Genomic DNA, 22,386 nt, shown 5'->3' on the forward strand with positions numbered 1-22,386 from the left:
ATGGCAACCAGGGTCTTCGGCGCCGTCGACATCGGCGCCTCCGGTGGCCGGGTCATGGCCGGAGTCGTCGACCCGACGAGCGGCCGGACCACCTTGCACACCCTGCATCGCTTTGCCAACGGAGCGGCGATGCAGGGTGGTCACCTCCGCTGGAAGCTCACGGGGCTCTTCGCCGAGGTGATCACCGGGCTGACGGCACTGGCCGCCCAGTTCCCCGAGGTCGAGTCCATCGGCATCGACACCTGGGCCGTCGACTACGGCCTGCTCGACGCCGACGGGCGGCTGCTCGCCGAGCCGATCTCCTACCGCGACGACCGCACCGACGCCGTGATCGCCAGGGTGCACGACCGGATCAGCCAGGACCAGCTGTATGCCGTGAACGGACTGCAGTTCCTCCCCTTCAACACGGTCTACCAGCTGGAGGCCGAGAAGCAATCCCCCTTGTGGGACAAGGCCGCCCACGTCGTCCTGCTGCCGGACCTGCTGGCCTACTGGCTCACCGGAGAGCTGGGCTCCGAAGCCACCAACGCCTCCACCACGGGGCTGCTCGACGTATCCACCGGTGACTGGTCGGACGAGGTCCTGCGGCTGCTCGACCTCCCTCGCCACGTCCTCCCCGAGATCGAGCAGCCGGGCGAGGTCCGCGGCCACCTGCTGCCAGCGGTCAGTGACGTCACCGGACTGAACGCCCGGGTGGTGGTGACGACGGTCGGTTCGCACGACACGGCCTCGGCAGTGGTCGCGGTGCCAGCTGCTGGCGGCCGGTTCGGCTACGTCTCCAGCGGCACGTGGTCCCTCGCCGGCCTCGAGCTCGACAAGCCGGTCCTGACGGTGGAGAGCCAGCAGGCGAACTTCACCAACGAAGGCGGTGTCGACGGCCGGATCAGGTACCTGCGCAACGTCGGCGGGCTCTGGCTGCTCCAGGAATCGATGCGGACCTGGGCGGCCGAGGGAGTCGACCACAACCTGGCCTCCTTGCTGTCCGCAGCCGAGTCCCTGCCTGCGGGCGGCCCGACCATCGACGTCGACGACCCGCTCTGGATCGCCCCGGGGCGCATGCCGCGGCGCATTGCCGATGCCGTGTCAGCGCGGGGCGAGGCCCCGCCAACCGGCCCCGCTGCCACGGTGCGCTTGATCCTCGACTCGCTCGCCGCGGCATACGCCCGCACGCTGACGCAGGCCTCGGCCCTCGCGCACGACGTGGACGTCATCCACATCGTCGGCGGCGGTTCGCAGAACGCGCTCCTGTGCCAGCTCACCGCCGACCTCTCCGGCACGCCGGTGACGAGCGGACCGGTCGAGGCAACGGCCCTGGGCAACATCCTGGTCCAGGCCCGTGCCCACGGTGCCGCGCCCGCCAGTCTCGAGGAGATCAGGGCAGACCTGCACAGAAACCAGGAGGTTCGCGACTTCGTGCCCACCTGACCCGGGGCTCGCGTCCCAACCGCAACAATGAGCAGGCACCCCGGTAGTTGGCACCCACGGATAGGAACAGGCACATGGCTTCGGTGAGCATCAAGGACGTCGCCGCCGCGGCGGGAGTCTCGGTCGGCACCGTCTCCAACGTGCTCAACCGACCCGATGCCGTCCGTCCGACCACTCGAGCCAAGGTCGAAGCAGCGATCGCCCGGCTCGGCTTCGTGCCCAACGCCTCGGCTCGACAGCTCGCCGCAGGGCGGAGCCGCACGCTGGCCTACCTCGTCCTCGACGCGTCCAACCCGTTCTTCACCGATGTCACACGAGGCATCGAGGAGGTGGCCAAGACGGAGCACCTGTCGCTGTTCATCTGCAACAGCGACCTGGACGCCGAACGCGAGGACCAGTACCTCGAGCAGCTCACCGAGCTGCGCGTGCGCGGAGTCCTGATCACGGCGATCGACTACGCAAACCCTCGACTGGCCCGGCTGCGCGAGCAGGGGGTCCCCGTGGTCCTGGTCGACCGGGCGCCGCAGGGCACGCACGACTGGTGCACGGTGGGGGTCGACGACGTGACCGGCGGCGAGCTCGCCATCAACCACCTCATCGAGTCAGGGCACCAGAGCCTGGCCTTCATCGGAGGCCCCCTCGAGATTCCGCAGGTCAAGGACCGTCACACGGGGGCACGAAGGGCCATGGACGCCGCGGGCCTGCGCCCCGACGACCTGATCTGGATCCAGACCGATGCCCTCACGATCGCCGATGGTCGCCGGGCCGGGGAGCGCCTGCTCGGCCTGCCGCGGCGCAGTCGGCCGACCGGTGTGTTCTGCGCCAACGACCTGCTCGCCCTGGGCCTCCTGCAGCACCTGGTCCAGCTCGGGGTCCGCGTGCCGGACGACGTGGCCATCGTCGGGTACGACGACATCGAGTACGCGGCAGCGGCCGCGGTGCCGCTCACCACGGTGGCCCAGCCACGCCACCTCCTCGGTCGTACCGCCGCGCGCCTCCTCATGGACGAGGCAGACCACGGCGACGAGCACGAGCACGAGCACGTCATCTTCCAGCCCGAGCTCGTGGCCCGCGCCTCCACCGCAGCCGCCCGCAGGAGCGCCTGATGAAGATCGCGCTCTTCGTCACCTGCCTCGGAGACGTCCTGTTCCCCGACGTCGGCAAGGCGACCGTGGCCGTGCTGGAGCGACTCGGACACGAGGTCGTCTTCCCCCAGGCCCAGACCTGCTGCGGCCAGATGCACACCAACACCGGCTACCAGCGGGACGCCGTGGGTCTGGTGCGCCACCACGTCGAGGTCTTCGAGCAGGCCCTTGCGGACGGCTGCGAAGCCGTCGTCGCCCCCTCCGGATCGTGTGCAGGCTCGGTGCGCCACCAGCACGCCTCCCTCGCGCGTCGCGCGGGGGACGAAGCGCTCGCTGTGCGTGCGGAGGCGGTCGCCGCCAAGACCTTCGAGCTGTCCCAGCTCCTCGTCGACGTGCTGGGCGTGACCGATGTCGGTGCCTCGTACCCGCATCGCGTGACCTACCACCCCACCTGCCATTCCCTGCGCCTGCTGGGAGTCGGCGAGGCTCCGTTGCAGCTGCTGCGCGCCGTGCGCGGGATCGACCTCGTGGAGCTGCCGGCCGCGGACGTCTGCTGCGGCTTCGGGGGCACCTTCTCGGTCAAGAACGCCGAGACCTCCACGGCCATGCTCGCCGACAAGATGTCCTCGGTGCTGACCACCAAGGCCGAGGTCGTCACCGCCGGCGACTCCTCGTGCCTCATGCACATCGGGGGCGGCCTGTCGCGCCTGCGGACAGGGGTGCGACCCGTGCACCTGGCCGAGATCCTGGCGAGCACCGCATGAGCACCTTCCTCGGTATGCCGGGTGGCCGGGTCGCCGGCACAAGGGGGCCCGCCGCCGACACGGCTGTCGGTCACCTCACCGGCGAGCGGTCGTTTCCCGTCGAGGCCCGCGACGCGCTGGCCAACACACAGCTGCGCCGCAACCTGGCCCATGCGACCTCGACCATCCGGGCCAAGCGCGCGAGCGTGGTGGCCGAGGTGCCCGACTGGGAGGCGCTGCGCGACGCCGGGTCGGCGATCAAGGCCGACACGATGGCGCGCCTGCCCGAGCTGCTCGAGCAGCTCGAGGCCAACATCATCGCCCGCGGCGGCACGGTGCACTGGGCCCGCGACGCCGCGGAGGCCAACCAGATCGTCACCGACCTCGTCCGCGCGGCCGGCGCCGACGAGGTCGTCAAGGTCAAGTCGATGGCCACCCAGGAGATCGGCCTCAACGAGGCCCTCGAGGCAGCGGGCATCACCGCCCATGAGACCGACCTGGCCGAGCTCATCGTCCAGCTGGGCCACGACAAGCCGTCGCACATCCTCGTGCCCGCGATCCACCGCGGCCGCGCAGAGATCCGCGACATCTTCGCCCGAGAGATGCCCGGCGTCGACCCGGCCCTGACCGACGAGCCGACCGTCCTGGCCGCCGCGGCCCGGACCCACCTCCGCGAGGTCTTCCTGCGAGCCAGGGTCGCGGTGTCCGGCGCCAACTTCGGGATCGCCGAGACCGGCACCCTGACGGTCGTCGAGTCCGAGGGCAACGGGCGCATGTGCCTGACGTTGCCCGACACCCTGATCACCGTGATGGGCATCGAGAAGGTCGTCCCGACCTGGCGCGACCTCGAGGTCTTCCTCCAGCTCCTGCCCCGGTCGTCCACCGGGGAGCGGATGAACCCCTACACCTCGACCTGGACCGGGGTCACTCCCGGCGATGGGCCCCAGGAGTTCCACCTCGTCCTGCTCGACAACGGCCGCACCCGCGCGCTGGCCGACGACCTGGGCCGCACCGCCCTGCACTGCATCCGCTGCTCGGCCTGCCTCAACGTCTGCCCCGTCTACGAACGCACCGGCGGCCATGCCTACGGCTCGGTCTATCCCGGCCCGATCGGCGCCATCCTCACGCCACTGCTGACCGGCCTCACGGGAGGCAACGACCCCAACGACTCGCTGCCCTACGCCTCCACGCTGTGTGGCGCCTGCTACGACGTCTGCCCCGTCAAGATCAACATCCCCGACCTGCTCGTCCAGCTGCGCGCCGAGCACACCGAGGCGCACGCCGACACCCATCGGCTCCCCACTCCCGAAGGCGCCGCGATGAAGGCCGCCGCCTGGGTCATGGCCGACTCGGGGCGCTTCGCGAAGGCGGGACGCGCCGCGGCCGTGGCACGACACGGCATACGACGAGGCAAGCCGCGCCTTCCGCTGCCGCCGCCGCTGGGCGGCTGGACAGCCTCACGGGATGCCCCCAGCCCGCCCGCCGAGTCGTTCCGTGACTGGTGGACCCGCACCCGGGGGACGTCGTCGTGACCGCTCGCGAGGAGGTCCTGGCCCGCATCCGCGGCGCCCTCGGCGACGACCCGTCGGCGCCGCCGGTCCCCCGCGCCTACCGCACGCACGGCGAGTACGCCGCGGGCTCACCGGAGCTCGTTCTGCAGCTCGTCGACCGGCTCGAGGACTACCGCGCCACCGTCGTCCGCATCGGCGCGGACGACGACGACTCGATCGGCCGAGCCGTCGCCGACACCCTGGCCACCCTCGAGATCGGGCAAGCCGTCACCCCGGCGAGCACACCGCGTGAGTGGACGGCCTGGCTGGCCGACGTCATCGTGGACGACGGCTCCCTGGACGCACGCGGACTCGACCACGTCCCCGCCGTCGTGACCGGGTCGGTGGTCGCGATCTCGGAGACCGGCACCATCGTCCTCGACGGCGGCGGCCTGTGCGGGCGCCGAGCCATCACCCTGGTGCCCGACACACACGTCTGCGTCGTCCGGGCGACCGACATCGTCCAGACTGTTCCCGAGGGACTGGGCCGGCTGGACCCGAACGCCCCGCTCACCTTCATCAGCGGACCCTCCGCGACGAGCGACATCGAGCTGGACCGCGTCGAGGGAGTCCACGGCCCTCGCACCCTGATCGTCGTCCTGGCTGGCTGACCGGCTGGCGGCCCCATCGGGCCGAGCACCGTCAGGGTCGGACTATCTCCGAAAAGCCCAATCAACCATGATGCCTCGCCCCGATGGGTGGGCAAATGGCTCAAACTGACTATGGCCTGAAGTGCTCACCGCGAGGAATGTTGGTGCGGGGACGAGAGGTGCCTACGCAACAGGGGGGCCAGGGGGCGTAGGCACCTCTCACCGGTCGCAGGGTCGGTCGTCAGGCGTCCTGATGACAGCGGCGCCGTCGTCACCGCTCCACGAGGTAGGGGTCCGCCCAGGCGCTGATGATGCGGGCGGCCCGCTTGGCTTGGTTCCTGCCCGTGAGCAGGTGGTCGGCGCCTTCGAGTGACACGAAGCTGCGCGGGTGCCGAGCCGCCCGGAAGATCTCGCTCGCATTCGCGATGCCCACGGTGTTGTCGGTCGGAGAGTGCATCACCAACAGCGCCCGACGCAGGGTGCGGATCTGCTCGTGCAGGTCCACCGCCCGCACGTCCTCGATGAAGTGGCGGCGTAGCACGAGCGCCTTGCCACCGATCAGGAACGGAGCCTCCCCCTCGGCAAGGATGCGTTCGACCAGGGCGTCATAGTTGTGCTCCACGTGCCCGGGTTCGTACGGCGCTCCGATGCTCGCCACCGCGCGCACGGACGTCAGGTGGTGGGCGGCCGCGATCACCGCCGCCCCGCCGAACGAGTGCCCCACGAGGAGCCGCACCGGGCGACCGGACTCAGTCATGAACCGCACCGCCTGGGCGGTGTCTGCGACCTTGTGCGAGAACGACCCGTCGCCCCAGTCCCCCTCGGACTCGCCGAGCCCGAGGTTGTCGAAACGGAGCATCCCGATGCCCTCGTGAGCCAGCTGCTTGCAGATCCGGCTGGCGGCGGGGCTGTTCTTGCCCAGGGTGAAGCCGTGGGAGAAGACGCCCCAGCCCCGCACCTGTCCCTCGGGCTGGTCGATGACACCCGCCAGTCGCGGTCCGCTCGTACTGGGAAACCACACCGACTCGGGCACGGCGCCATCCTCTCAAACCGCTGAGGGACAGTGCCGCAATGAACGCCCAGCAAGACGTGGGGACCTCAGGGCCGGAGCCGTTTCGGCGCGTCAAGGACTCACACGCTCCCAGCCGGCAGCCCCTGCGTCATGGGTCAGTCAGAATCCGCCCATGTCGCCGCCACCGAAGTCGCCGAAGTCGCCGCCTCCGGAGTCGTAGCCGCCCGAGTCGTAGCCACCCGAGTCGTACCCCGCGTCTTCCCCACTCGCGTCGGCTCCCGAGCCGTCCGACGCATCCGACCCGCTGGTGGTGTCGCCGGTGTCGGCGGCCTCCTGCGAGGAGTCGTAACCGTCGAACAGCGCGTCGGCGATCGCCGACCCGATGACCACGCCGGCGATGGTGCCCATCATCGAACCCATGATGGTGCCGCCCATGCCGATCCCAGGACCGCCCAGTCCGCCACCGAACCGGCCGCGGCTGAAGGTCTGCTCCAGGTAGCCCGGCTGGCGCAGCTCGGCCCGCGTGGCGGCGCGCGCCATCGACTGCGGGTCGGCGGTGGGCGCGGCCTCCCCTGCCGGCAGACCTGACGACAGCTCAGCCAGCACCTGTTCGCGCTGCTCGGGGGTCAGTCGGGCGAAGGCTTCTGCGTGCACCTGCTCCAGCGACTCCGGTGGCGCAGTCCGCAGCAGGTACCGGTACCGCGCGATGGCTTGCTCGTCAGTCACACTCGTGGCGCCGCGCGGCGCTGCATCCGTCTGCCCCGGTGCCGGTCGCGCGGACGGCGGCGACGCGGCATACCCGCTCTGGGTCTGGAGCGGCTCGCGGCCGAGCAGTCGATCGAGGAAACCCATGGCGCTCTCCATTTCGGAGGTGGGCGCTTGGTCGCCCACGGTGCCTCCACCCTGCAATGCGAGGGGCGGCAGCGCAATCAGGAGGTCAGCGGGCTGATGCGTCCCTCGTAGGCCGTGCGGGTGTGGCTCGCCGGCGCGGCCGTGGCGCCGACGCGGCGAGACAGGTTCGGGGCCGAGCCGCTGGACGCGCCCACACCGTCACGCAGGTCGAGCGACGAGACGTCCTCGTCCATGAGGGGGACGAACCGTTCGAGCAGCCGTTGCCACATATCCATCGACCCTTCACCGTTCAGGACGAGCACTCATCCGGGCGTTCCTTCTGAGGCGCAGCATGAACGATGCCGCAGGCCATCCGTCGGCGGCGCGCCGTAGTGGACGGTCTCAGTCGTTGGTCAACGACCCGTGGCCGAACGGACGATCGGTCACTCCCCACCAAATCCGGACGAGTCCGACGCATGCGGGCCACCAGAGCCGTGCAGCACCTCACCCAGTCGGGTCGATGCCGGCTCGCGGGTGCGCAGGTCAGCCGGCCCACCCCTGAGCGGTGGGTTGCGCCCCGACCAGCTCGACGGCCACCTCGAACCAGACGGTCGAGCCGGCCGAGGTGCGGTGCGCCCCGAACGCGTCGGCGATGGAGCGAACGAGCGACAGACCACGGCCGCGGACGGCCATGGGTTCCGCGCCGGTCAACAGGGGCTCGCCCCTGTTGCCGCTGTCGGCGACCGTGACCGACACGATGCCGGTGTCGAGGTCCATGGTGAGGTGCGACTCGGTCCCGGCGTGCAGCACGGCGTTGGTGATGAGCTCGGAGATCCCCGTGACGATGGTGTGCTGGTCACCGTCGCCCACACTCCAGTCGGTGAGCTGCTCGCGAGCCCAGTCGCGGGCAGCACGCACCGACTCCGGCATCGGGGGCACCACGATGGCTGACCGTCGGTGTCCGGCAGGTGAGCGCCCGATCGCCAACACCGCGCAGTCGTCCTCCTGGCCCGAGGTCTGCAGCATCGAGTCCATGACGTGCTGCGCCACACTGCGCGGACTGCCCGGCGGCAGCTCGGCCAGCACCTCGAGCAGTCGGGCCTCGCCCTCGTCAAAGGCCTCGCCGCGACGCTCGAGCAACCCGTCGGTGAAGCCGACCAGCATGTCGCCGACCCCGAGCGTGAGGTGGTGGGCCGGTCTGATTCCCTCGATGCCCAGCGGTGGACCGACCGGCATCGTCAGCAGCTCACCCCGCGCCTGGCCCTCCGCCCGGGAGGCCTGGCCGAAGAGCAACGCCGGGAGCGGATGCCCAGCGCTGGCCAGCACCACGTCGCCCGTCTCGGGGTCGACCGTGCCGTAGAGCATCGTCACGAACAGCTCGCCACCGAAGGCCATTCCAGGTCGGGCCCGGGGCGAGCCGAGCGGCATCGACGCGGGCCACAGGGCGTCGAGGTCCCAGACCACCCGGTCCAGGGCGTTCATGACGGAGGCAGGGTCGCTGTTGGTCAGCGCTGCACCCCGCACCGCGGCACGAACCTGACCCATCACCGTCGCCGCCATGACTCCACGCCCGACGACGTCTCCGATGACCACCGCCAGCCGGCCGTCTGGGAGGAAGAACGAGTCGTAGAAGTCGCCCCCGGCCACCGTCCCCTCCGACACCGGTTCGTAGCGAGCGGCGATGCTGATCGCATCGGACTGCGGCAGGTTGGGGGGCAGCAGGGTCCGTTGGAGCAGCTCGGCAGTGGTGCGTTCGGCGTCGTAGACGACGGCCCGGCCCAGGGCGTCGCCGACGAGCTCGCGGAACGGCGCCAGCACGGCGACGACGTCATGCGGCACGGGGGCGGCCTCGCGCTGGATGACGAGTGCGGCCTGCCCTCCACCTGCCCAGAACGGCACGGCCACGATCTCGCCGTTGTCCGACAGGTAGGGCTCGCCCCGCGCGATCGCCTGGGCGATGACCGACGCCATGTCCTCCCCGAGCTCGGACCAGATCAGCGGCAACCGCTCCTCGTCGGGAGAGAGCTGCTCGATCCGGTGCCGTCGCGCCATCCGCCAGGAGGCAGGGCCGGGAGAGGGCAGACAGATCGAGACCGAGAGCCCGTCGAAGGCCACCATCGCCTGGCGCAGAACCACCTTGCACACGTCGTCGACGGTGACTGCGACGGCGAGCTGGGCGGCCAGCTTCGCGACGGCGCGGGCTCGCCCGATGGCACTCGTGGTCTCGACGATGACGTGCAGGACCGCCAGCACGCTCCCGTCCTCGGCCCGGACCGGCGATCCGCTCCGCAGGTAGTAGCCGACGTCGGTTCCGTCCTCCGGCCCATCCTGGAAGCCCGTGCCCCCGCCGTCGCCCGACGCCCGCCCGCGGTCGAGCCGCAGCTCGGTGCCCTCGTCGAGGAACGCCTCCGCCTCGGAGTAGGCGCGCTCCAGCAGCGGACCGACCTTGGGGTCGCTCCAGACCTCGGCCACCACGTGGCGGGCGGACTGGCCGAAAGCCGACGGGTGCTTGCTGCCCAACAGGTCGCGGAAGGCGTCGTTGTAGAGCATGGTCAACTCGGCTCCACACAGCAGCGCGACCGGCAGCGGACACTCCAGGGCGATCTCCCACGCGGCCTCGAGCTGTGGGGGCCACTGCGACCGGGGCCCCAACGGTGTCGCCGACCAGTCGCTGTGGGCAGCAAGACGTCTCGCCTCCTGCGTTCCGCCCTCACCCACGCATTCCGCCTCTGTCCGAACTGAATCGTCCTATCCGAAAGGGTATGGCCCCAAGGCGTCCTGAGACACGGTCATTTCACACTCAATCGGGAGTTCCTCGTCACGGCGCCCACCTGGTCGACGAGGAAGGCCCACTCCCAGGCCACCTGCCGCCACGCGTCGTAGCGCCCGCTCTTGCCACCGTGCCCCGCCACCATCTCGGTGCGCAGCAGCACCGGACGCTCGGCCGGGTCACTCGTCGTCTCCTCCCTGAGGCGGGCAACCCACTTCGCCGGTTCGGTGAAGAACACCCGAGTGTCGTTGAGGGATGTGGTGGCAAGCACCGCCGGGTATGCCGCGTGGTGCACGTTTTCATACGGCGAGTAGGACTTCATGTAGCCGTAGACCTCGGGGTCGGCCAACGGGTTGCCCCACTCCTCCCACTCCACCACGGTCAGTGGCAGCGAGGGGTCGAGGATCGTGGTGAGGGCGTCGACGAACGGGACGGCGGCGTGCACTGCGCGGAAGCAGGCCGGCGCAAGGTTGAGTGCCGCGCCGATGAGCAGGCCCCCAGCCGAACCGCCCTCTGCCACAAGCCGATCCGGCGCCACCCACCCGCTCTCGACGAGGTGCTCCGCGCAACTGACGAAGTCGGTGAAGGTGTTCTTCTTGGTCGCCAGCTTGCCGTCGTCGTACCACGCCCGACCGAGCTCGCCACCGCCGCGTACGTGCGCGATGGCGTAGACGAAGCCGCGTTCGAGCAGCGAGAGCCGGGCCACCGAGAAGTAGGGGTCGGACGAGATCTCGTAGGACCCGTAGGCGGTGAGCAGCCCAGGGTGGGTGCCGTCGGGACGGGCCCCCGCGGGGTAGACCAACGACAGCGGAACCCGGGTGCCGTCGGCTGCAGTCGCCCATTCGCGCCGCTGCTCGTACTGCGTCGGGTCGTAGTCGCCAAGGACGGGCTGTCGCTTGAGCAGCTGGAACTCGCGGCTCACGACGTCGTAGTCGTAGACCGTCTTGGGCGTCACCATCGACTCGAAGACAACCTGCAGCCTGGTCGTGGCACTCTCCGGGTTGTCGCCGAGCCCGACGGAGTAGACCGGCTCGTCGAACTCCAGGTCGTGGTGGCCGGCGAAGCCCGATGGCTGACCCGGGTCGCGGTCGAGAACCCGCAGGGCGGTCAGGCCGTCGCGGCGCAGCGAGAGCACGGCCACCTCGTCGAAGGCGTCGATGCCCTGGAACCGCTCGCCCCGCTCGGCCCGCATCAGGGTCTGCCACTGGTCGGCCGACGTGGCGTCCAGCGGCGCCCAGGCCAGGTCGGAGTCGATCGAGTCCGCGTTGTGCACGATGAGCAGGCGGTCTCCCGCAGGTTCCACGTCGTACTCGACGCCCTCGCGCCGGGGCGCGACGACCCGGAACTCGCCCGTCGGGTCGGCGGCGTCGAGGATCCGGACCTCGGACGTCGTCTTCGAACCCAGGCCGATCATCAGCCAGCGGTCGTCGCGGGAGGACCCGACGCCCATCCAGAACCGTTCGTCCTCCTCGTGGTGGACGAGGACGTCGTCGGTGGTGGGCGTGCCGACCTCGTGTCGCCAGACCTGGTGGGGGCGCCACGTCTCGTCGACCCGCGTGTAGAAGACGTGCTGGCCGTCGAGGGAGAACACGCACCCGTAACCCACCTCGTCGACGGCAGTGTCGATCACGTCGCCGGTGCGAAGGTCCTTGACCCGCAAGGCGAACCGTTCGTCGCCCTCGGTGTCCACGGCATACGCGAGGCGTTGGTGGTCCGGGCTCACCGTCAGCGCTCCGAGCGCGAAGAAGTCATGTCCCGCGGCCTCGGCGTTCGCGTCGAGCAGGATCTGTTCGCCCTCGACCTCGGACCCGGGCTCAGGCATCGGCCGGGGCATGCCCTCGACGCGCGGCGCACGGCACTCGACGGTGTACTGCGAGCCCTCGAAGCTGCGGGAGTAGTACCACCACGGGCCGCTCGCCACCGGCACCGAGAGGTCGGTCTCCTGGGTGCGGGACCGGATCTCCTCGAAGATCGCGTCGCGCAACGGCTGGAGGTCGGCCGTCACGGCCTCGGCGTAGTCGTTCTCCGCCTCCAGGTGGGCGCGCACCGCTGGGTCCTCCTTGTCACGAAGCCACTCGTAGGGGTCGACCACGACATCCCCGTGGTGTTCCCGTGTGCTCTCGCGCTGCTCCGCCCGCGGTGGGGTCGGCGCGGCCCCCGTCGGTGCGAGCGGCCCACTCACCATGGGCGCGGTGGTGGGCGGGGTTGCCTCAGGCGTGGTCACGCTCGCACCCTACGTGGTGGTCTCAGCCGGCCAGGCAGCGCGGGCCGAGGATCACCTTGAGGTCGCCGAAGAGCGCCTCCGTGGCGTTGACGCGGTAGGAGTCCTCGAGCTTCATCAGGACCGAGCGACCCGGTTGGCTCAGTCGGACGTGCACCTCGGTGGAGCCGGGGTGCGACGACAGCACCGACTTGAGCTCCTCGACCTTGGTCTGGGTGGCCCGGTTGGTGTCGATGGTGACGACGACCGGGCCGCGCGGCCCCTCGGAGATGTCGGGCAGCGTCAGGTCGGAGGCGAAGATGGTCGGGGTGTCGTCGCGCCGGTTGACCCGGCCCTTGACGACCACGACGGCGTCGTGGGTGAGCGCGTGCTGGACGGTCAGGTAGGCGCTGGGGAAGAAGAGGCACTCGATCGCACCCTCGAGGTCCTCGACTGTGACGATCGCCCAGAGGTCGCCCTTCTTGGTGCGCTTGACCTGCAGCCCGGTGATCAGCCCGGCGATCGTGACGTTGGCCCCCTCGGGCTTGCCGTCCTCCCCCATCAGGCTCGCGATCGAGGTGTCGGCGTGCGAGCTGAGCACGTGCTCGATGCCGAACAGCGGGTGGTCGGACACGTACAGCCCCAGCATCTCGCGCTCGAACTGCAGCAGGGTCTTCTTGTCCCACTCGACACTGGGAATGGTCGGCAGCACGGAGAAGTCGACGGACTCCCCTGCCGCGTCGTCGCCGAAGGACCCGAACAGCGAGTCCTGGCCGATCGCCTCCTGGCGCTTGATGTCGACGAAGTTGTCGACGAAGTCCTCGTGCACGCGGTAGAGCCCTTGACGCGACTCCTGCAGCCCGTCGAAGGCGCCGGCCTTGATCAGCGACTCGATGGTGCGCTTGTTGCAGACGACGGCGGGGCACTTGGACAGGAAGTCCTTGAACGAGGTGAAGGCGCCCTTCTCCTCGCGCGCGGCCACGATGGCCTCGACGACGTTGTGCCCGACGTTGCGGATCGCCTGCATCCCGAACCGGATGTCGGTGCCCACTGCGGCGAACCGGGCCACCGAGTCGTTGACGTCGGGGGGCAGCACCTTGATGCCCATCCGCCGACACTCGCCGAGGTAGAGGGCGGACTTGTCCTTGTCGTCGCCGACGCTGGTGAGCAGGGCGGCCATGTACTCGGCCGGGTAGTTGGCCTTGAGGAAGCCGGTCCAGTAGGACACCAGGCCGTAGGCAGCGGTGTGCGCCTTGTTGAACGCGTAGTCCGAGAACGGCACCAGGACGCCCCACAGAGCCGCGATCGAGGCCTCGTTGAAACCCTTGGCCTTCATGCCGTCGGAGAACGGGACGTACTCCGCGTCGAGGACCTCCTTCTTCTTCTTGCCCATCGCGCGACGCAGCAGGTCGGCGTTGCCGAGGGTGTAGCCGGCCAGCTTCTGGGCGATCTCCATGACCTGCTCCTGGTAGATCACCAGGCCGTAGGTGGTGCCGAGGATCGGCAGGAGGGCGTCGATCATCTCCTGCTGGAGCTTGCCCGCCAGCTGCGGGTCGAGCGGGGTGAGCTCCTGCTTGCCGTTCTTGCGCAGGGCGAAGTTGGTGTGGGCGTTGACCCCCATGGGACCGGGTCGGTAGAGCGCCAGGGCCGCGGAGATGTCCTCGAAGTTGTCGGGCTGCATCAGCTTGAGCAGGGTGCGCATGCCGCCGCCGTCGAGCTGGAAGACCCCGAGGGTGTCGCCGCGCGACAGGAGCTCGAAGGTCGCCCTGTCGGTCATGTCCTTGGACAGCGCGTCGAGGTCGATGTCCTCGCCGCGGTTGGCCTTCACGTTGTCGATGGCGTCGTCGAGGATGGTGAGGTTGCGCAGACCGAGGAAGTCCATCTTGACCAGCCCGAGTGCCTCACAGCTCGGGTAGTCGAACTGGGTGATGACCTGGCCGTCCTGCAGCCGTCGCATGATCGGGATGACGTCGATGAGCGGCTCGCTCGACATGATCACGCCGGCCGCGTGGACACCCCACTGGCGCTTGAGCCCCTCGAGGCCGAGCGCGGTGTCGACGATCTCCTTGAAGTGCGGCTCGGTCTCGACGAGCGTGCGGAAGTCGCCACCCTCGTTGTAGCGCTTGTGCTCCTTGTTGTAGATCTCGGCCAGCGGCACACCCTTGCCCATGACGTCGGGCGGCATCGCCTTGGTGAGCTGCTCCCCCACGACGAACGGGTGACCCATCACGCGGGCGGCGTCCTTGACGGCCTGCTTGGCCTTGATGGTGCCGTAGGTGACGATCTGGGCGACCCGGTCGGCGCCGTACTTGTCGGTGACGTACTTGATGACCTCGCCGCGGCGGCGCTCGTCGAAGTCGACGTCGAAGTCGGGCAGAGAGGGTCGCTCGGGGTTGAGGAACCGCTCGAAGATGAGCCCGTGCGGGATCGGGTCGAGGTCGGTGATCTTCATGGCGTAGGCGCACATCGAGCCCGCACCGGAGCCACGACCGGGACCGACCCGGATGCCGTTGGCCTTGGCCCAGTTGATGAAGTCGGAGACGACGAGGAAGTAGCCGGCATAGCCCTTGGAGACGATGACGTCGGTCTCGAAGGCGGCCTGCTTGGTGGCGTAGTCGGGCACGCCACCGGGGAACCGCTCGACCAGCCCCCGTTGTACCTCCTTGATGAACCAGGACTCCTCGTTCTCCCCTGGGGGGCAAGGGAAACGGGGCATGTAGCGGCCCTCGTCCTCGGTGAACGAGATGTCGCACATCTCGGCGATGAGCAGGGTGTTGTCGCACGCCTCGGGCAGCTCGCGCCAGGTGTGCCGCATCTCGGCCGGGCTCTTGAGGTAGAAGTCGTCGGCGTCGAACTTGAACCGGTTGGGGTCCATCAGGGTCGAGCCGGACTGCACGCACAGCAGCGCGGAGTGCGCCTTGGCGTCCTCGCGCGTCGTGTAGTGCAGGTCGTTGGTCGCGACGAGGGGCAGGCCGAGCTCGCGGGCCAGGCGCAGGAGGTCCTTCTGCACCCGCCGCTCGATGTCGAGGCCGTGGTCCATCAGCTCGGCGAAGTAGTAGTCCTTGCCGAAGATGTCGCGGAAGTCCGACGCGGCCTGCAGCGCCTCGCGGTACTGGCCGAGGCGCAACCGGGTCTGCACCTCGCCCGACGGGCAGCCGGTCGTCGCGATGAGCCCCTGGCCGTACTGGCCGAGCAGCTCGCGGTCGATGCGCGGCCACTTCGCGTAGACCTGGTCGAGGCTGGCCTGGGAGTCCAGGCGGAACAGGTTGTGCAGACCGTTGTTGTTGCGGGCCAGCAGCGTCATGTGAGTGTAGGCGCCCGACCCGGACACGTCGTCGCCGGACTGGTGGTCCTCACCCCACTTGACCCTGGTCTTGTCGGTGCGGTGGGTGCCGGGGGTGACGTAGGCCTCGACCCCGATGATCGGCTTGACGCCCGTCCCCTGGGCCTTCTTCCAGAACTCGTAGGCGCCGAAGACGTAGCCGTGGTCGGTGGTGGCCAGGGCCGGCATCCCCATCTCGGCGGCCTTGGTGAACAGGTCACCGATCCGCGCCGCGCCGTCGAGCATGGAGTACTCGGTGTGCACGTGGAGGTGGACGAACGAGTCGCTGCTGGAGGAGGCGCGGGAGCCGGGCTGGGAGGACATCGAGACGATCCTAAGCCTCCCCACCGACTGCCCCTCGGCGTGTCGGGGCCCCGTGTCGCGGCGGGTTCCCGACGCCGTCCCGCACCACGCTCAGGTATGCCGCGGAGCCGGCGCCATGGGCGCGGCGCGGGACGCACACGGCATACCTCAGCTTGCCCGGGTGGCGCCTCAGACCCGGTCGAGCGCCTGGGCCAGGTCGGGCGGGTAGGGGCTCTCGTAGGTGACGTACTTGCCGGTGCCGGGGTGGTCGAAGCCCAGCCCCACGGCGTGCAACCACTGTCGCTCGAGGCCGAGGCGGGCCGCCAGCTTGGGGTCCGCGCCGTAGGTCAGGTCGCCCGCGCAGGGGTGGTGCAGCGCCGAGAAGTGCACCCGGATCTGGTGGGTGCGTCCGGTCTCGAGGTGGATGTCGAGCAGCGAGACGGCACGGAACGCCTCGATGACCTCGTAGTGCGTGACGCTGGCCTTGCCCTTCTCCATGACGGCGAACTTGTAATCGTGGTTCGGGTGCCGGCCGATCGGTGCGTCGATGGTGCCGACCACCGGGTCGGGGAGGCCCTGGACCAGGGCGTGGTACTTCTTGTCGACGCTGCGGCTGCGGAAGGCCTGCTTGAGGACGCTGTAGGCGTACTCCGACTTGGCGACGACCATCAGCCCGCTGGTCCCGACGTCGAGCCGCGAGACGATCCCCTGCCGCTCGCTCGCTCCGCTCGTGGCGATGCGGTAACCCGCCGCAGCCAAGCCGCCCACGACGGTCGGGCCGGTCCAGCCCACGCTGGGGTGGGCCGCCACCCCCACCGGCTTGTCGACCACGACCAGGTCGTCGTCGTCGTGGATGATGCCCATCCCGGGCACCGGCTCGGCGATCACCTTGAGCGTCGGGCTCTGCTCGCTGGCCGGCAGGGTCACCTCGAGCAGGTCACCGGCGCTCACGCGGTCGGACTTTCCCGCCTGCTTGTGGTTGATCTGGACGTCGCCCGCCGACGCGAGGTCGGCAGCCTTGGTGCGCGAGACCCCGAAGAGCCGGGCCAGGGCAGCGTCGACGCGCTCCCCCTCGAGGCCGTCTGGGACGAAAAGGGTTCTGGCGTCGGTCATTCTGCGGCCTCATGTCGTCCGTGGTGGGGGCGGTTGCCGTCGACGCCGATGCCGCGCAGGGCCAGCAGCCCGATGGCTGCGGCGGCGCCGACGATGGCGATGTCGGCGACGTTGCCGATGAACAGGCCGAAGTAGTCGATGAAGTCCACGACGTGTCCCCGGCCGGGGCCCGGCTCACGAACCATCCGGTCGGTGAGGTTGCCGAGCGATCCCCCCAGCAGCAGCCCCAGCGCCCAGGCCCAGCCGCGGCTCCCGATCCGGCGCGCCGTGCGGATGATGACGACCAGCACGGCGAACGCGATCAGGGTGAGCACCCAGGTGGCGCCGTTGCCGATGGAGAACGCCGCGCCGGCGTTGCGGATGAGGTTGAGCCGGATGAACTCCCCGACGACGTTGACGGGTGCTCCCGGGTCCAGGTGGTCCAGCGCCCAGGCCTTGGTTGCCTGGTCCGCGAGGTAGGCCGTGAGGGCCGCTGCGGCCATCAGGCCGAAGAGGCCGCGGCGCTCTGGTGTGGGTCTGGAGGTGGAGGGGGACTCGTCGGCCGCGATCAGCGGCGCTCCTGCTTCGTCTTGCATGTCACGCATAGGGTCGCACGAGGAGCGGCCTGAAGGCGAAGTTTGCCGATCGGGTTGCCGCAGGACTCGCAGATTCCGTAGCTGCCGTTGTCGAGTCGCTCGATGGCGTGGAGGTTCTGGTCGAGCATCTCGCGGGCGTTGTTGGCCAGCGAGATCTCCTGCTCGCGTTCGAACGTCTTGGCGCCCGCATCGGCCTGGTCGTCGCCGGCGCCGTCGCCGGCGTCCCGCATCAGCCCCACCAGATCGGCCTCGGCAACGGTGATCTCCTGGCGCAGGTGCGCGACGTCGGCCTCGATCGCGGTGCGGATCTCGCGCAGCTCCTTGGCCGTCCACGGGGACTCGTCGTCACGGACCCGCAGGGACCGGGGGGCGGTCCGAGTGGCGGCGCTGGTCTTCTTCACCGGGGCGGTCTTCCTGAGGGGTGCCGCGCTGGCCTTCTTCGCGGGCGCGGCGCTGGCCTTCGTGGCCGGGGTGGCCTTCTTGGCGGGCGCGGCTTTCGCGGGTGCGGCCTTCTTCGCGGGTGCGGCGCTGGCCTTCGTGCCGGGCGCGGCCTTCTTGGCGGGCGCGGCCTTCTTCGCAGGCGCGGCCTTCTTCGCAGGCGCGGCCTTCTTGGCGGGTGCGGCCTTCTTGGCGGGTGCGGCCTTCGTGGCCTGCGCGGCGCTGGTCTTCTTCACTGGGGCGGCCTTCTTGGCGGGTGCGGCCTTCTTCGCTGGCGCGGCACTGGCCTTCGTGGCGGGCGCGGTCTTCTTCGCAGGCGCGGTCCTCTTCGCGGGGGTTGCCTTCTTCGCGGGCACGGCCTTTGTCGCGGCGGAAGCCTTGCTCGCCGATGCGGACTTCGTCGCAGCTCTCGCCTTTTGAACCATGGTGTGCCAGGCCCCTCGGTCGCATGGCGCTCCTAGACGAGCGCGCACAGGTGCGGTGAGGATAAGCGCTGCGCGCTGCGGACTCAACGGCAAAACGCTGTCCATGCCAAAACCGTTGGAACGCGGGGCTCTCGGAACGCCAGAGAGCGCCCACCGCGATGCGGTGGGCGCTCTCTTCGTGCACTGCTGCCCGTGGCCGGACGCCGGGTCTCCTACTGGTTGTCGGAGTTGCCTTCGTCCTGCGCCTGATCGTCGCCAGCCTCTGCGGGCTCCACATCGATCTGCTCGAGGTCGGCGAGCTGCTCCTCGATGTAGTTCTTGAGCCGCGCACGGTAGTCGCGCTCGAAGGTCCGCAGCTCGTCGATCTTCTTCTCGAGCATGCTGCGCTCGCGACCGAGCTCCTCGAGGATCTGCGCCTTCTTCTGCTGGGCCTCGTGGACCATGCCGGTCGAGCGCTCGCGAGCCTCCGTGATCATCTGCTCATGCTTGGTGGTCGCCTCGCCGACAAGCTCGTCGTGCCGGGCCTGCGCCGTGGCCAGCAGCTCGTCGTGGCGGGACTGACCCACCGAGAGCAGCTCGTCGTGCTTGTTCTGGCCCACCGTGATCAGCTCGTCGTGCCGGCTCTGGCCGTCGCCCACGAGCTCGTCGTGCCGTGCCTGTGCCTCGGAGATCAAGCGGTCCCTGGTCGACTCGCCCTGGCCCACGTGCTCGTCGTGCAGTCGCTGCGCCATCTCCAGCAGGGCTGCAGCGCTGGCGCCACCACCAGCGGCCCCGGCACCCATTGCCGCGGCGGCGTTGTTGCCCTGTTCCGCTGCGACGATGGGCGCTGCCTGGGCCGCCTGCGTTGCCTGGGCCGCCTCGACCCGAGCGGCCTCGAGGGCCTTGGTCTGCTCGTCGTTGGCGCGCTGGAGCTCCTCGGCCTGCCGCTGGGCCTCCTCGGCCTGCTGCTGGGCCTCGGCGGCCTGCTGCTTGGCCTCGGCGGCACGCTGCTCTGCCTCGGCGGCACGCTGCTCCGCCTCCTTGGCGCGGGCCTCGACGGCCTGCGCGCGCTCCTGGGCACCCTTCTCGGTGTCCGAGATCCGGCCCTGGGCGGCCTGCTCAGCCTCCTCGGCACGTGCCTGCGCCGTCTTCTCGGCCTCCTCGGCGCGAGCAACAGCTGCAGCCACGCGCTCCTGGGCGGCCTTCTCGGCCTGGTCCGCCTTCGCGGTGATCGCGGCCAGGCGCTCCTCGACCTCGCGGGTGGCCTTCGCCTCCGCCTCCTGGGCGGCCTTGGCGTCCGCTGCCTTGGCCGCGGCAGCGTTGGGGTCGGCCTTGGCGACGACCGGCATGCCCTTGGTCTGCCGGCACTCGTTCAGCTGGTCACGGAGGTCATCCCCCTCCTTGACGATGCGACGCATCTCGGCGACCACCTCGTCGAGGAAGTCGTCCACCTCGCGTTCGTCGTAGCCGCGCCGGAACTGCGTCGGCGTGAAGTTCTTGTTGAGGACGTCCTCAGGCGTGAGCGTCATGTAGTCACCTCGGTTGGCTGGCATGAGCAGTGCAGGTAAAGCATCCCAGAGAATGGGTCACGCGCCAGCCTAGAGGATGCAGCGCCGACAGAATGAGGCTCGTCGCAAAGTGGTCGACTAGAGCAGGCTCAACGAAAGACTGGTCAGCAGCATCAGGACCAGGAACGCCAGATCGAGGCGCAGGGTGCCCAGCGTCAGCGGCGGGATCACCTTGCGCAGGGCCTTGAGCGGCGGGTCCGTGATCGTGTAGACGAACTCGGCGACGACCAGCAGCGGGCCGCGCGGGCGCCAGTCTCGGGCGAAGGCCTGCACCCAGTCGAGGACGAGGCGCCCCAGCAGGATCACGAAGAAGAGGAAGAGGGCGAAGCGGATCGTGCTCGCGACGATGTTCTGACCCAGCAGCATGGGCTCACCCTGCCATGGGAGGCTTGGCGTGGGCTGTGTGGGTCAGCTCTGGTTGAACAGGCCGCGGGCAGCGGTGGGGGCTGCGGGGCCCTCCTCCGCCGAGACCTCGACGTGGGCCGGCGACAGCAGGAACACCTTGGAGGTGACCCGCTCGATCTGCCCGTGCAGGCCGAAGACCAGGCCGGCCGCGAAGTCGACCAGGCGCTTGGCGTCCGAGTCGTCCATGTCCGAGAGGTTCATGATGACCGGCGTTCCGTCGCGGAAGCTCTCGCCGATGTTCTTGGCCTCGTTGTAGGTGCGCGGGTGGATCGTGGTGATGCGGTTCAGCGCACCCACCTCGACGTCGCGGACGACCCGGGCCACGGGCGTGCGCTGCGGCAGCGGGGTGACGGCGGCCGAGCGCTCTGCCGGGGCCTCCTGACGGGAGGGCTCGTCGTAGTCGTACTCGTCGTAACCGTCGTAGCGCTCGTCATCCTCGGCGAGCCCGAGGTACACCATCGTCTTGCGCAGCGCCCCAGCCATGTGCGAGCTCCCTTTGGGTTCAGTGCCTACTGTCCGTTCACGATCACGCCTGGTCCACGTCATCGCCGTCTTCGCAACAGAAGTTACCGGTGTGACTGCCGAGAACCGAGGATTGCGCTCCCGACACGCAGGTGTGTCGCTCCGTGCGCCACAGCTGCCTCGAGGTCACCACTCATCCCCGCGGAGATCCAGGTCGCCCCAGGATGAGCCCTTTGTATGCGGCGTGCGACCGAGCGCAGGCGCGCGAACGCCGCCTCGGGGTCGGCCCCGAGCGGCGCGACCGCCATCACCCCGCGCAGGTCGAGGTGGTCGCAGCCGGCCACCTCGTCGGCCAGGGTGTCGGCATCCTGCGGCGCGACCCCACCCCGGTCGGGGGGGTCGTCGAGGGAGACCTGGACCAGGACAGCCGGACGCACACCACGGGCGGCGGCCGCGCGATCGAGGGCTGCGACGAGCTTGGGACGGTCGACCGACTGCACGACGTCGGCATAGGACACGACCGACCCCGCCTTGTTGGTCTGGAGCCGACCGATGAAGTGCACCTGCACGTCCTGTCGCCGGGCCAGCTCGGACACCTTGACCGAGGCCTCCTGGTCGCGGTTCTCGCCGATCGCCGTGATGCCGAGCTCCACCAGGAGCTCGATGTCGCTGGCGGGGAAGAACTTGGTCACCGCGATCAGCGTGACCTCCGAGGGGTCCCGTCCAGCCCGGGCACAGGCAGCGTCGATCCGCTCGCGGACCCGGGCAAGGTTGTCGGCGAGCTCGGCGCGACGCCCCTCGTCGCTGCTCACGCGACCCCGGCCACGACGACCCCGGCGAAGCGACCGGTGCGCCCGTCCCTGCGGTAGGAGAAGAGCCGCTGGTCCTCGCGGGCACACCCCGGGACCCACTGCACCCCGACACCGTGGGCAATCAGCTGGGCGACAACCCCCGTCGCGACATCGATGGCCGGAGTGCCGGACCACGACCTCGCGGACGACTCGGGCGCCACGTGCGCCGCGGCCTCGCGCATCTGCTCCGGAACCTCGTAGCACCGTCCGCAGACCGACGGTCCGACCACGGCGCTGATGTCACGGGCACCGAGGTCGCGCATCTGCTGCACCGCGGACCCGACGATGCGCGACATCATCCCGGGCCGACCGGCATGCACGGCTGCCACGACGCCGGCAGCAGGGTCGGCCAGCAGCACCGGGGTGCAGTCGGCCACGAGCACTGCGAGGGCCAAACCCGGGGTGGCGGTCACCAGCCCGTCAGCCGGGGGCGGGCCGTCCGAGCCCCACTCCCCGTCGACGACGATGACCTCGTTGCCATGGCACTGCTGCATGAACAACAGGCGATCGCGTTGAATCCCAACGGATTTCGCGACCCGATTCCGATTCTCCTCGACGGCCTCCACATCGTCTCCCACGTGTCCACCGAGATTGAGGGAGTGGAAGTCGCCGCCGCTGACGCCACCCTCGCGGTCGGTGAAGGCCCATTGCACGGGACCGGTGTGTGCGCGCCAGTAGAACACCGCCCCAACCTACGACAGGGGCGCCGGAGTCGTCCGGCGCCCCTGTCGGCGTGGTC

Annotated in this window: 20 protein-coding genes; 6 read left to right on the forward strand and 14 right to left on the reverse strand. The window is 69.9% G+C overall.

Annotation, left to right across the window (positions count from 1 at the left end; all coding sequences use genetic code 11):
* The 5 genes from AC1DYG_RS09380 to AC1DYG_RS09400 all read left to right on the forward strand — a co-directional run bounded on the left by AC1DYG_RS09380 (position 1) and on the right by AC1DYG_RS09400 (position 5,414).
* Positions 1-1,425 carry a rhamnulokinase gene (locus AC1DYG_RS09380; RefSeq protein ID WP_477639596.1) on the forward strand — a complete coding sequence of 475 codons (1,425 nt, stop codon included), beginning with the start codon at positions 1-3 and terminating at the stop codon, positions 1,423-1,425.
* A 74-nt stretch (positions 1,426-1,499) separates the two neighbouring features.
* Complete coding sequence (locus AC1DYG_RS09385; protein WP_477639597.1) at positions 1,500-2,531, forward strand: LacI family DNA-binding transcriptional regulator; 1,032 nt, start codon at positions 1,500-1,502, stop codon at positions 2,529-2,531.
* Positions 2,531-3,274 (forward strand): (Fe-S)-binding protein, encoded by a 744-nt coding sequence (locus AC1DYG_RS09390; RefSeq protein WP_477639598.1) that lies wholly within the window; start codon positions 2,531-2,533, stop codon positions 3,272-3,274. The genes AC1DYG_RS09385 and AC1DYG_RS09390 overlap by 1 nt, the downstream gene beginning before the upstream one ends.
* Positions 3,271-4,785, forward strand: coding sequence for a lactate utilization protein B (locus tag AC1DYG_RS09395; protein WP_477639599.1), 1,515 nt, complete (start codon positions 3,271-3,273; stop codon positions 4,783-4,785). Before AC1DYG_RS09390 ends, AC1DYG_RS09395 begins: the two co-directional genes overlap by 4 nt.
* Positions 4,782-5,414 (forward strand): LutC/YkgG family protein, encoded by a 633-nt coding sequence (locus AC1DYG_RS09400; protein WP_477639600.1) that lies wholly within the window; start codon positions 4,782-4,784, stop codon positions 5,412-5,414. Before AC1DYG_RS09395 ends, AC1DYG_RS09400 begins: the two co-directional genes overlap by 4 nt.
* A gap of 250 nt (positions 5,415-5,664) precedes the next feature.
* Here the strand turns inward: AC1DYG_RS09400 and AC1DYG_RS09405 are convergent, their stop codons facing one another.
* From AC1DYG_RS09405 to AC1DYG_RS09445, 9 genes are all read right to left on the reverse strand, one after another.
* The gene (locus AC1DYG_RS09405) at positions 5,665-6,426 is read right to left on the reverse strand and encodes an alpha/beta hydrolase family protein (protein ID WP_477639601.1); all 762 of its coding nucleotides are present in this window, start codon (positions 6,424-6,426) and stop codon (positions 5,665-5,667) included.
* A gap of 138 nt (positions 6,427-6,564) precedes the next feature.
* Positions 6,565-7,257 carry a hypothetical protein gene (locus AC1DYG_RS09410; RefSeq protein ID WP_477639602.1) on the reverse strand — a complete coding sequence of 231 codons (693 nt, stop codon included), beginning with the start codon at positions 7,255-7,257 and terminating at the stop codon, positions 6,565-6,567.
* A 77-nt stretch (positions 7,258-7,334) separates the two neighbouring features.
* Positions 7,335-7,532 carry a hypothetical protein gene (locus tag AC1DYG_RS09415; protein WP_477639603.1) on the reverse strand — a complete coding sequence of 66 codons (198 nt, stop codon included), beginning with the start codon at positions 7,530-7,532 and terminating at the stop codon, positions 7,335-7,337.
* A 247-nt stretch (positions 7,533-7,779) separates the two neighbouring features.
* Positions 7,780-9,954: an ATP-binding SpoIIE family protein phosphatase gene (locus AC1DYG_RS09420; RefSeq protein ID WP_477639604.1), complete on the reverse strand. Its 2,175-nt coding sequence runs from the start codon at positions 9,952-9,954 to the stop codon at positions 7,780-7,782.
* Positions 9,955-10,025: 71 nt separating this feature from the next.
* A complete protein-coding gene (locus tag AC1DYG_RS09425; RefSeq protein ID WP_477639642.1) occupies positions 10,026-12,191 on the reverse strand; it encodes a S9 family peptidase in 2,166 nt (721 codons plus the stop codon).
* A gap of 61 nt (positions 12,192-12,252) precedes the next feature.
* Entirely contained in the window at positions 12,253-15,852 is a 3,600-nt protein-coding gene (gene dnaE, locus AC1DYG_RS09430; protein WP_477639605.1) for a DNA polymerase III subunit alpha, read from the reverse strand.
* 168 nt (positions 15,853-16,020) lie between these two features.
* Complete coding sequence (locus AC1DYG_RS09435; RefSeq protein ID WP_477639606.1) at positions 16,021-16,944, reverse strand: RluA family pseudouridine synthase; 924 nt, start codon at positions 16,942-16,944, stop codon at positions 16,021-16,023.
* A complete protein-coding gene (locus AC1DYG_RS09440) occupies positions 16,941-17,519 on the reverse strand; it encodes a signal peptidase II (RefSeq protein ID WP_477639607.1) in 579 nt (192 codons plus the stop codon). The genes AC1DYG_RS09435 and AC1DYG_RS09440 overlap by 4 nt, the downstream gene beginning before the upstream one ends.
* Positions 17,492-17,920, reverse strand: a complete 429-nt coding sequence (locus AC1DYG_RS09445; RefSeq protein WP_477639608.1) for a TraR/DksA family transcriptional regulator — start codon at positions 17,918-17,920, stop codon at positions 17,492-17,494. Before AC1DYG_RS09445 ends, AC1DYG_RS09440 begins: the two co-directional genes overlap by 28 nt.
* On the opposite strand from AC1DYG_RS09445, the gene AC1DYG_RS09450 reads away from it, so the two are divergent.
* Positions 17,898-18,377, forward strand: coding sequence for a hypothetical protein (locus AC1DYG_RS09450; protein WP_477639609.1), 480 nt, complete (start codon positions 17,898-17,900; stop codon positions 18,375-18,377). The genes AC1DYG_RS09445 and AC1DYG_RS09450 overlap by 23 nt on opposite strands.
* A 217-nt stretch (positions 18,378-18,594) precedes the next feature.
* On the opposite strand, the gene AC1DYG_RS09455 is transcribed toward AC1DYG_RS09450, so the two are convergent.
* The 5 genes from AC1DYG_RS09455 to pgeF all read right to left on the reverse strand — a co-directional run bounded on the left by AC1DYG_RS09455 (position 18,595) and on the right by pgeF (position 22,330).
* Positions 18,595-19,890, reverse strand: a complete 1,296-nt coding sequence (locus tag AC1DYG_RS09455) for a DivIVA domain-containing protein (RefSeq protein WP_477639610.1) — start codon at positions 19,888-19,890, stop codon at positions 18,595-18,597.
* A 117-nt stretch (positions 19,891-20,007) separates the two neighbouring features.
* On the reverse strand, positions 20,008-20,295 hold the full coding sequence (locus AC1DYG_RS09460) for a YggT family protein (RefSeq protein ID WP_477639611.1): 288 nt from the start codon (positions 20,293-20,295) through the stop codon (positions 20,008-20,010).
* Between the two features lie 42 nt (positions 20,296-20,337).
* Positions 20,338-20,817, reverse strand: a complete 480-nt coding sequence (locus tag AC1DYG_RS09465) for a cell division protein SepF (RefSeq protein WP_477639612.1) — start codon at positions 20,815-20,817, stop codon at positions 20,338-20,340.
* A gap of 83 nt (positions 20,818-20,900) precedes the next feature.
* Positions 20,901-21,608: a YggS family pyridoxal phosphate-dependent enzyme gene (locus AC1DYG_RS09470; RefSeq protein ID WP_477639613.1), complete on the reverse strand. Its 708-nt coding sequence runs from the start codon at positions 21,606-21,608 to the stop codon at positions 20,901-20,903.
* Positions 21,605-22,330, reverse strand: a complete 726-nt coding sequence (gene pgeF / locus AC1DYG_RS09475) for a peptidoglycan editing factor PgeF (protein WP_477639614.1) — start codon at positions 22,328-22,330, stop codon at positions 21,605-21,607. The genes AC1DYG_RS09470 and pgeF overlap by 4 nt, the downstream gene beginning before the upstream one ends.
* Positions 22,331-22,386: the final 56 nt, after the last annotated feature.

This window comes from Pedococcus sp. P1_H8, from assembly GCF_056405175.1.

Excerpts from the sequence above, each read along its gene's own strand:
- AC1DYG_RS09460 (WP_477639611.1), bottom strand. The coding sequence starts at position 20,295 with ATGCTGCTGGGTCAGAACATCGTCGCGAGCACGATCCGCTTCGCCCTC.
- AC1DYG_RS09415 (WP_477639603.1), bottom strand. The coding sequence starts at position 7,532 with ATGGATATGTGGCAACGGCTGCTCGAACGGTTCGTCCCCCTCATGGAC.
- AC1DYG_RS09455 (WP_477639610.1), bottom strand. The coding sequence starts at position 19,890 with ATGACGCTCACGCCTGAGGACGTCCTCAACAAGAACTTCACGCCGACG.
- AC1DYG_RS09395 (WP_477639599.1), top strand. The coding sequence starts at position 3,271 with ATGAGCACCTTCCTCGGTATGCCGGGTGGCCGGGTCGCCGGCACAAGG.
- AC1DYG_RS09465 (WP_477639612.1), bottom strand. The coding sequence starts at position 20,817 with ATGGCTGGGGCGCTGCGCAAGACGATGGTGTACCTCGGGCTCGCCGAG.
- AC1DYG_RS09425 (WP_477639642.1), bottom strand. The coding sequence starts at position 12,191 with ATGGTGAGTGGGCCGCTCGCACCGACGGGGGCCGCGCCGACCCCACCG.
- AC1DYG_RS09435 (WP_477639606.1), bottom strand. The coding sequence starts at position 16,944 with ATGACCGACGCCAGAACCCTTTTCGTCCCAGACGGCCTCGAGGGGGAG.
- AC1DYG_RS09380 (WP_477639596.1), top strand. The coding sequence starts at position 1 with ATGGCAACCAGGGTCTTCGGCGCCGTCGACATCGGCGCCTCCGGTGGC.
- AC1DYG_RS09390 (WP_477639598.1), top strand. The coding sequence starts at position 2,531 with ATGAAGATCGCGCTCTTCGTCACCTGCCTCGGAGACGTCCTGTTCCCC.
- AC1DYG_RS09385 (WP_477639597.1), top strand. The coding sequence starts at position 1,500 with ATGGCTTCGGTGAGCATCAAGGACGTCGCCGCCGCGGCGGGAGTCTCG.
- AC1DYG_RS09440 (WP_477639607.1), bottom strand. The coding sequence starts at position 17,519 with ATGCAAGACGAAGCAGGAGCGCCGCTGATCGCGGCCGACGAGTCCCCC.
- AC1DYG_RS09410 (WP_477639602.1), bottom strand. The coding sequence starts at position 7,257 with ATGGGTTTCCTCGATCGACTGCTCGGCCGCGAGCCGCTCCAGACCCAG.
- dnaE (WP_477639605.1), bottom strand. The coding sequence starts at position 15,852 with ATGTCCTCCCAGCCCGGCTCCCGCGCCTCCTCCAGCAGCGACTCGTTC.